The sequence below is a fragment of the Cryobacterium sp. RTC2.1 genome, from assembly GCF_035018685.1.
Lineage (GTDB): Bacteria > Actinomycetota > Actinomycetes > Actinomycetales > Microbacteriaceae > Cryobacterium > Cryobacterium glucosi.
The window spans coordinates 1-7875 of the sequence record NZ_JASJXJ010000166.1 but is presented as its reverse complement, the minus strand read 5'-3'; the positions used below and the strand labels follow the sequence as shown (position 1 = coordinate 7875).

General features: G+C 69.3%; 4 protein-coding genes. 3 read left to right on the top strand and 1 reads right to left on the bottom strand.

Going from position 1 to position 7875, the window contains the following annotated elements:
• The coding region (locus QN357_RS16215; RefSeq protein ID WP_323505197.1) for a DEAD/DEAH box helicase at positions 1 to 2462 on the top strand (2462 nt) is incomplete at its 5' end.
• Between the two features lie 30 nt (positions 2463 to 2492).
• Here the strand turns inward: QN357_RS16215 and QN357_RS16210 are convergent.
• Positions 2493 to 3023: a flavodoxin domain-containing protein gene (locus QN357_RS16210; protein ID WP_323505196.1), complete on the bottom strand. Its 531-nt coding sequence runs from the start codon at positions 3021 to 3023 to the stop codon at positions 2493 to 2495.
• Positions 3024 to 3185: 162 nt separating this feature from the next.
• On the opposite strand from QN357_RS16210, the gene QN357_RS16205 reads away from it, so the two are divergent.
• The gene (locus QN357_RS16205; protein WP_323505195.1) at positions 3186 to 5441 is read left to right on the top strand and encodes a putative bifunctional diguanylate cyclase/phosphodiesterase; all 2256 of its coding nucleotides are present in this window, start codon (positions 3186 to 3188) and stop codon (positions 5439 to 5441) included.
• Positions 5438 to 7720 (top strand): putative bifunctional diguanylate cyclase/phosphodiesterase, encoded by a 2283-nt coding sequence (locus QN357_RS16200; protein WP_323505194.1) that lies wholly within the window; start codon positions 5438 to 5440, stop codon positions 7718 to 7720. The genes QN357_RS16205 and QN357_RS16200 overlap by 4 nt, the downstream gene beginning before the upstream one ends.
• Positions 7721 to 7875 lie beyond the last annotated feature (155 nt).

Sequence of the window (7875 nt, the reverse complement as noted above, 5' to 3'; positions counted from 1 at the left end):
GTCCGGAGCAGAGCCGCCTGCTCGGGGTGCCCGCCACCGTGGCCGTGCCCGCGTCCGAGACGGCCGAGTTCCTCGGCGACTTCTACCCGAGCCTCCGTCATGCGCTCCCGGTGACGAGCACGGATGCCTCGGTGAGCTTCCCGGCGGCCGCCGCTCCCGTCCTGGTGCTCACCGTGCGCTTCCTCCCCAAGCAGGCGCTGAGCCTCGCCTGGGACTGGGAGTACCGCGAGGGCCGCGCCGTCACGCGCGTCCCGCTCGGCGCCGGCCCTGGCCCCGGCGGCCCCGCCGGTCGGGACGCCTCCGCGGAGGCCGCGCTCATCGCGGCGGTCGAGTTGCGGACAAAGCACCTTCCTCCGCGCCGCGACGGTGTTTTCTCCGCAACTCACCCAGGCACCGCACCCGGCTCTCCGGACACGCTCCGCGGGCTCGACGCGGCCGAATTCACCTCAGAGGAACTCCCCCGGCTCGACGAGCTGAGAGGGCTGCGGATCGACCGGATCGGCGCGGATCCGGGCTACCGCGAACTCACCGCGACGCCCGAACTGACCATCACCACGGTCGAGACGAACCAGAGGGACTGGTTCGACCTCGGCGTGATCGTCACGATCGACGGCCGCACCGTGCCCTTCGGCCCACTGTTCAAGGCACTCGCCCTGGGCAAGCCGAAGCTGCTCATGATCGACAACACCTATCTCTCGCTGCGCCAGCCCGCGTTCGAGCGCCTGCGGACGCTCATCGACGAGGCCCGCAGCCTCACCGAGTGGGAGACCGGGCTGCGGATCAGTCGCTACCAGCCCCAGCTCTGGGCCGAGTTCGAGGACCTCGCCGAACACACCGAGCAAGCAACGGCCTGGCGGTCCGCGGTGTCCGGGCTGCTCGAACGGACCCGCGCGGACGACGCCGGCGACCGTGACGGCGACGGCCATGGCCTCCTCGAGCCCGTTCCGGTGCCCGAGGGAGTGACCGCGACCCTGCGCCCGTACCAGCGCGAGGGCTTCGCCTGGCTCGCCTTCCTCTGGAAGCATCGCCTCGGCGGCATCCTCGCCGACGACATGGGCCTCGGCAAGACCCTGCAGGCGCTGGCCCTGATCGAACACGCGACGCGCGAATCCGGCTCCGCACCCGCCGTACCGCGCCGCCCGTTCCTCGTGGTCGCCCCGACCTCCGTCGTCTCCAACTGGATCGCCGAGGCCGCCCGCTTCACCCCCGGGCTCCGCGTGCACGGCGTCGAGACGACCCAGTCGACCGTCCTCGGCCGCGGCGGAACGACGCTCGCGGATGCCGTCGCGCACCACGACGTGATCGTCACCTCATACACGCTCTTCCGTCTCGACTTCGCGGCGTACCGCGCCCAGGGCTGGGCAGGGCTGATCCTCGACGAGGCGCAATTCCTGAAGAACCACGCCTCCCGGCTGCACGCCTGCGCCCGCGACCTCGACACGCCCTTCAAGCTCGCCATCACCGGGACGCCGATGGAGAACCGGCTCCTCGAACTCTGGTCCCTGTTCGCGATCGTCGCACCCGGCCTGTTCCCCTCCGCCCGCCGGTTCAGCGAGGAGTACGTCCGCCCGATCGAGAACCGCGACGAACACGGCGTGAGACCTGCCGGCACAACTGGCGACGCCGGGCAACCCGGCAACCCGGCGCTGATCACCCGGCTGCGCCGCCGCATCCGCCCCCTGATCCTGCGCCGCACCAAGGACGTCGTCGCCCGAGAACTGCCCGAGAAACAGGAGCAGGTACTGCGCATCGAGCTGAATCCCCGGCACCGCGCGCTCTACGACACCTTCCTGCAGCGCGAACGGCAGAAACTCTTCGGGCTGATCGAGGACCTCGACGCGAACCGGTTCATCGTGTTCCGGTCGCTGACCCTGCTGCGGATGCTGAGCCTCGACCCGTCCCTGCTCGGCGACACCTACGCGGACGTGCCCTCGAGCAAGCTCGACGCCCTCTTCGACCAGCTCGACGACGTCGTCGCCGAGGGTCACCGGGCGCTCGTGTTCAGCCAGTTCACCTCGTTCCTCGGCAAGGCAGCCGCACGCCTCGACGCCCAGGGCACCCCGTACTGCTACCTCGACGGCTCGACGCTGAAGCGCTCAGAGGTGATCGACCGGTTCAAGAGCGGCACGGCGCCGGTGTTCCTGATCAGCCTCAAGGCCGGCGGCTTCGGCCTCAACCTGACCGAGGCGGACTACGTCTTCCTGCTCGACCCGTGGTGGAACCCGGCGACGGAGACGCAGGCGATCGACCGCACCCACCGCATCGGCCAGACCCGCACGGTCATGGTCTACCGGCTCGTGGCCGCGGACACCATCGAGGACAAGGTGATGGCGCTCAAGGAGCGCAAGGCGCGTCTCGTCGGCTCGGTACTCGATGGCGCGGGCCTCGACGGCGCGGCGACGGCAGCGGATGTCGGCGACGACTTCACCGCGGAGGACATCCGGGCGCTCCTCGCTCCCTGAGCCGCGCAGGCGGGGCTGGTGGCGAGCGGCCTAAGCGGTCGCGGGCAGCTCGGCGGCAATCGACGCCGCCCAGGCGTCGATAGAGACCCAGTCGCGGAAGTCGCCTTCCGGGAGCAGCTCCCGGCCGGCCGGGATCATCCGAACGAGCCGGTCGCGGCGCCGCAGGGCCGCCGGGTCGAGCGCCCCGAAGAAGACCTTGGTTCCCTGCGGTTCGAGCGCGGTCACGAACTCGTCGAACTGCTTCGGCTCGGCCTCGATGATCAGTTCCTGTCCCTCGGCGTTGCGAGTCGCGGTGCCGAGCGGGCCGCTGCTGAACAACCAGAGCGGGCGGGAGGTGAGCAGCTCGAGGTTGCCGCGGACGAAGTCGACGGCGTCCTTCCGCCAGGAGCCCATGTATGCGGCGCTCCCGATCACGAACGCGGTGTACCGGTCGGGATTCTCCACGACCGAGACCGGCTTCGCTTCGGCGTCGCGCCCTGCCTCGCGCAGCTTGCGCGCGATGCGCTCCGCGATCCCCTCCGTGGCACCGTACTTGCTCGAATACCCCACGAGAACCACCATGGTCCGCCTCCTGCGCCTTAGGTCATGCCTGCACAGCCATTCTGCTCCTCCCCGCGGCCCCGGCGCCCCGGGATGCCGCCCCTCCTTCGGGAGGTGGTCCCGATAATCCGGTCTGTCCCGCTGATATGCTGGGCACACGCAGGCGGAGGGGCACCGGTAACCATGACAACGCTGGCTCGCCGCCTCGGCACGTTCGCCCGGTATGTGGCCTCATCAGGCAATTGGCTTGTCTGGTTCATGTGTCTCCTGATTTCCGTGTATACCGTCGCGCTCGTCGCGCAGGGCTCGGAGTTCAGCCCCTTCGTCGATGTGTGGCTCGCGATCATCACGAAGCTGAGTCTTGTCGCCGTGGCGTGGACCGCCGTCGTCCGCGCCGGCTTCGACCGCCGCGAGATCGTGTTCTCGGCGAGCGCCATCACGATCGTCGTGGCGGCGGACAGTTATGCCTACTTCCGGCCCGGTGACTCCGACCAGTCCCAGACCCTCCCCGACATCGGATACTTCCTCTTTTATCTCCTGATCGTCACGGCAATCGTGGCCCTCGCACGTCGGCAGCGCCGCACGCCGGGCTGGCCGGTGCTCCTCGAGGGTGCGATCGGGATCCTCGGCGCCGGCTCCGTGCTCGCGGCGCTCCTCACCCCGATCCTCGATTCCGTCGGCACGACCATCGAGGCCGGCGCGACCGCCGTCGTCGTGACCTACCCGCTTTTCAACGCGATGCTCGTGCTCGTGGTCGCCGGGACCGCCGCGACCCAGGGCCCGGATCCGCGCCGGCGCTGGATGCTGCTCGTCCTCGGGCTGATGATCTTCTCGGCGACCGAAATCGTCTATCTGCGCATCGGAGACGCCTACGTCACGGGCACCTCCCTCGACGCGGGCTGGGCGATCGGGCTTGCCCTCGTCGCCGTCTGGATTGATGCCTCGTCGCGCCAGACCGAGACGCACAGCCACACCCAGGACAGTGTCGCGGCCGTCGCCGTTCCGATCGTCTCGACGGGCGCGGGCCTCGGGGTACTGATCCTCGCGAGCCAGGTGCCGGTGACCGGCTTCGCCATCGCGCTGGCCGCGACAGCCCTCGCCCTCGCCTCCCTGCCGCTCGTGTCCCGGCAGATCGTGCTGCGGCGCCAGGCCAGGACCGACGACCTCACCGGGCTGCCCAACCGGCGGGCCCTGTACGGCGACGTCACCGCACGGATCACCAGGGAGCCCCGCCGGCGCCGGGCCCTCCTGCTGCTGGACCTCGACCGGTTCAAGGAGGTCAACGACAGTCTCGGGCACAATGCGGGCGATCGCCTGCTCGTGCAGGCCGGCATCCGCCTGTCGAACCAGCTGCGCGAACAGGACCTGCTCGCCCGTCTCGGCGGCGACGAGTTCGCGATCCTGCTCGACGACGTCGGCCATAGCGAAGCCGTCGACTTCGCGATCCGGGTGCGCGCGGCACTCGCCGTGCCGTTCACCCTCGAGGGCATCGCCCTGCAGACCGGGGTGAGCGTGGGCATCGCCCTGTACCCGGATCAGGGCAGCGACCTCACCGGGCTGATGCGCAAGGCCGACATGGCCATGTACAAGGCCAAATCGACCCGCAGCGGCCACCACGTGTACCGCAGCAACGACGACAGCCACGGCGACCTGCGCCTGCGCACCCTCTCCCAACTGCGGCTCGCCCTCGAGGACGACCAGCTCATCGTGCACTACCAGCCCAAGATCGACCTCGCATCGGGGAGCGTCGCCGGCGTCGAAGCCCTTGTCCGCTGGCAGCACCCCACCCGCGGGCTCCTCTTCCCCGACCAGTTCCTCGTGCTCATCGAGGAGGCAGGGCTCATGCACGCCCTCACGCAGCGGGTGCTCGCCGTCGCGCTCGACCAGGCGAGGGTCTGGTCCGCCGCCTGGGCCGGGGACCTGCCCCTCTCGATCGCCGTGAACCTGTCGGCGAGTTCCCTCGTCGACGCCGGGCTTCCCGAACGAATCGAATGCCTCCTCACCGAGCGCGGCCTGCCCGGCTCGGTGCTCGAACTGGAGATCACCGAGGACTTCCTGATGAGCGACCGGGACCGGGCCAGGGACATTCTGTCCAGACTCCGCGCGAACGACATCCGCATTTCGATCGACGATTTCGGCACCGGCTACAGCTCGCTCGCGTACCTCCGTGACCTGCCCATCGACGAACTGAAGCTCGACCAGTCCTTCGTCTTCCCGCTCAAGGACGACCAGCGCGCCGCGGCGCTCGTGAAGTCCTCGATCGAGCTCGCGCACGGCCTCGGGCTGCGCATGGTCGCGGAGGGCGTCGAGAACGCCGCCACCTACGACGCCCTCGCCGGCTTCGGCTGCGACCAGGCCCAGGGGTACTTCATCTCCCGGCCGATCCCAGCGGATGCCTTCGACCGGTGGCTCGCTGACCGCCGACCTGTCGCGACATGACGATCCTGCGCGGAGGGACGCGCACCCTGAAGTCTCCGGAGCAGGCGATGGACGCATCCGTCGTGCAGCCATCCAGCCGACCCCTGTGGATCATGGGCATACCGCTCGCCCTCTACGTCGTGATGCTCGTCGGCAAGGGCGGCGACTACAGTGTCCTCGTCGACTTCGTCCTCGCCGAGCTCGCTGGCCTGGCGACCGTCGTGGTCTGCTGGACCGCGGTCCGCCGGGCCGACTACGTCCGGCGAGAAGTGGCACTCGCCGCCGCCGCCGTCACGTGCAATTTCCTCGGTGACGTCAGCTTCACCATCTCCACCCGGTTCCTCGGTGGGCCCGGTTCCCCCTCGGTCGCTGACCTGTTCTACCTGGCCTTCTACGGCCTGATCCTTGCCTCCCTCTTCGTCACCGCACGCCGGCAGCTCCGCAGGGTGCCCTGGGCGGCCTTCCTGAACAGTGCCGTCGGCTCGGTCAGTGTCGCCGCATTCATGGCCGTCCTCCTCAACCCGGTACTCGTCTCTGCTTCCGCCGAACCGGTGTCGCTCGAAACGCTCGTGAATCTCGCGTACCCGATGCTCGATCTGCTGTTGATCGCTGCTATCGCCGGCGTTGCCGCGCTCTACGGCCGACACGCCGGGCGCGCCTGGGTCTCTCTCATCGGCGGCCTCGTCGTCTACGCGGGCGCCGACGTGGCCTACGCCCTCCTCGACGGCGGCTACTCCCTGGGAACCCTGCTCGATGCCAGTTGGGCGATCGGCCTGGCGCTCATCGCCGTCTGGGTCGACCGCGCGTCCTATCCCGTCGTCGCGGCGCCGCGGGAGCCGAACGGTGTGATGGCCTTCGTCGTTCCCGCGATCGCAACGGCCGCGGGACTCGGGATCCTGGTCTACGCGACCCAGAATCACATCTCGGCACTCGCGATCGGTCTCGCGAGCGTGACACTGGCCCTCGCGGTCATCCCGATGATCTCGCGGGAGCGGGGACTCAACCACCTCTCACGCACCGACGACCTGACCGGGCTGCCGAATCGCCGGGCCATGTATTCCGACGTCGCGGCGCGGCTCGCGTCCGACCGGAAGCAGGGCAGCGCGCTCCTCCTCCTCGACCTGGACCGGTTCAAGGAGGTCAACGACAGCCTCGGTCACGATGCCGGCGATCGACTTCTCGTGCAAGTCGGCGTGCGGCTGGCGCGCGAGCTCGGACCGCTCGACCTGCTGGCGCGGCTCGGCGGCGATGAGTTCGCGATCCTCGTCGCACGAAACAGGGATGGGGAGGCATCCGCTCTCGCCGATCGATTGCGGGCGGCGCTCGCCGTACCCTTCACGCTCGAGGGCATTTCCCTGCAGACGAGCGTCAGTATCGGCATCGCGCTGTACCCGAGCCACGGCCGCGACCTGGGCGCCCTGATGCGCAAGGCCGACACCGCCATGTACGTGGCGAAGTCCACCGGCAGCGGGTTCCACGTCTATCAGTCCGACGACGACCGGCACAGCGAGGTGCGCCTGCGCACCCTTCAGGAACTGCGGGAGGCGCTCGTCCAGGACCAACTCACCCTGCACTACCAGCCCCGCATCGACCTCGACACGTCCGAGATCCATGCCGCCGAGGCCCGGATCCGCTGGAATCACCCGGTCCGTGGCCTGCTGCACCCCTCCGAATTCGTCGATCTCGTCGAGGACGCCGGCCTCGTGCGGGCGCTGTCGGAGGCCCTGCTCGTACAGGCGCTCGACCAGGCCGCCGCCTGGCGGGACCGGGGACTGGACCTCGGCGTCGCGATCCGGCTTCCCCAGGCTGCGCTGATCGACGCCGGCCTCCCCGAACACCTCGGCGCCATGATCGCGAATCGCGCGTTGCCGCCGTTCGTGTTGACTCTCGAGATCAGCGAGGAGTTCCTGCTCGCCGACCAGTCCCGGGCGCGCGCTGTGCTGAACCGGTTGCGAGGCCAGGGTGTGCGGATGTCTATCGACGACTTCGGGACGGGCTACAGTTCCCTCGCCTTGCTGCGCGACCTCGCCATCGACGAACTTCGCCTGGACGAATCGTTCATCGTCGCGATGGGACACGACGAACGCTCATCGACCCTCGTCAATTCCGCCATCGCCCTCGCCCACAGCCTCGGACTGCGAATGGTCGCCGAAGGCGTCGACAGTGACGAGGCATACGAGGCCCTCGTGCGGTTCGGCTGCGACTCCGCCCAGGGCAGCCTGCTCTGCGTGCCGCTTCCCGCCACCGAGTTCGACGCCTGGTTGACCGCCCGCCTTGTTGCGGAGCAGACCCGGGAGTAGAACGAGGAGTGGAGAGGAGCCGTATGTTCTGCTCCCAACGAAAGCTCGGACTTCCCGTCGTACTCGCCGTCAGCATGGTTCTGGCATGCCGCTCGTCAGCGCCAGGGGCTGGCGTCGACCTGCACGGCCACGACGTAGAGGTGGCGGCCCTGCTC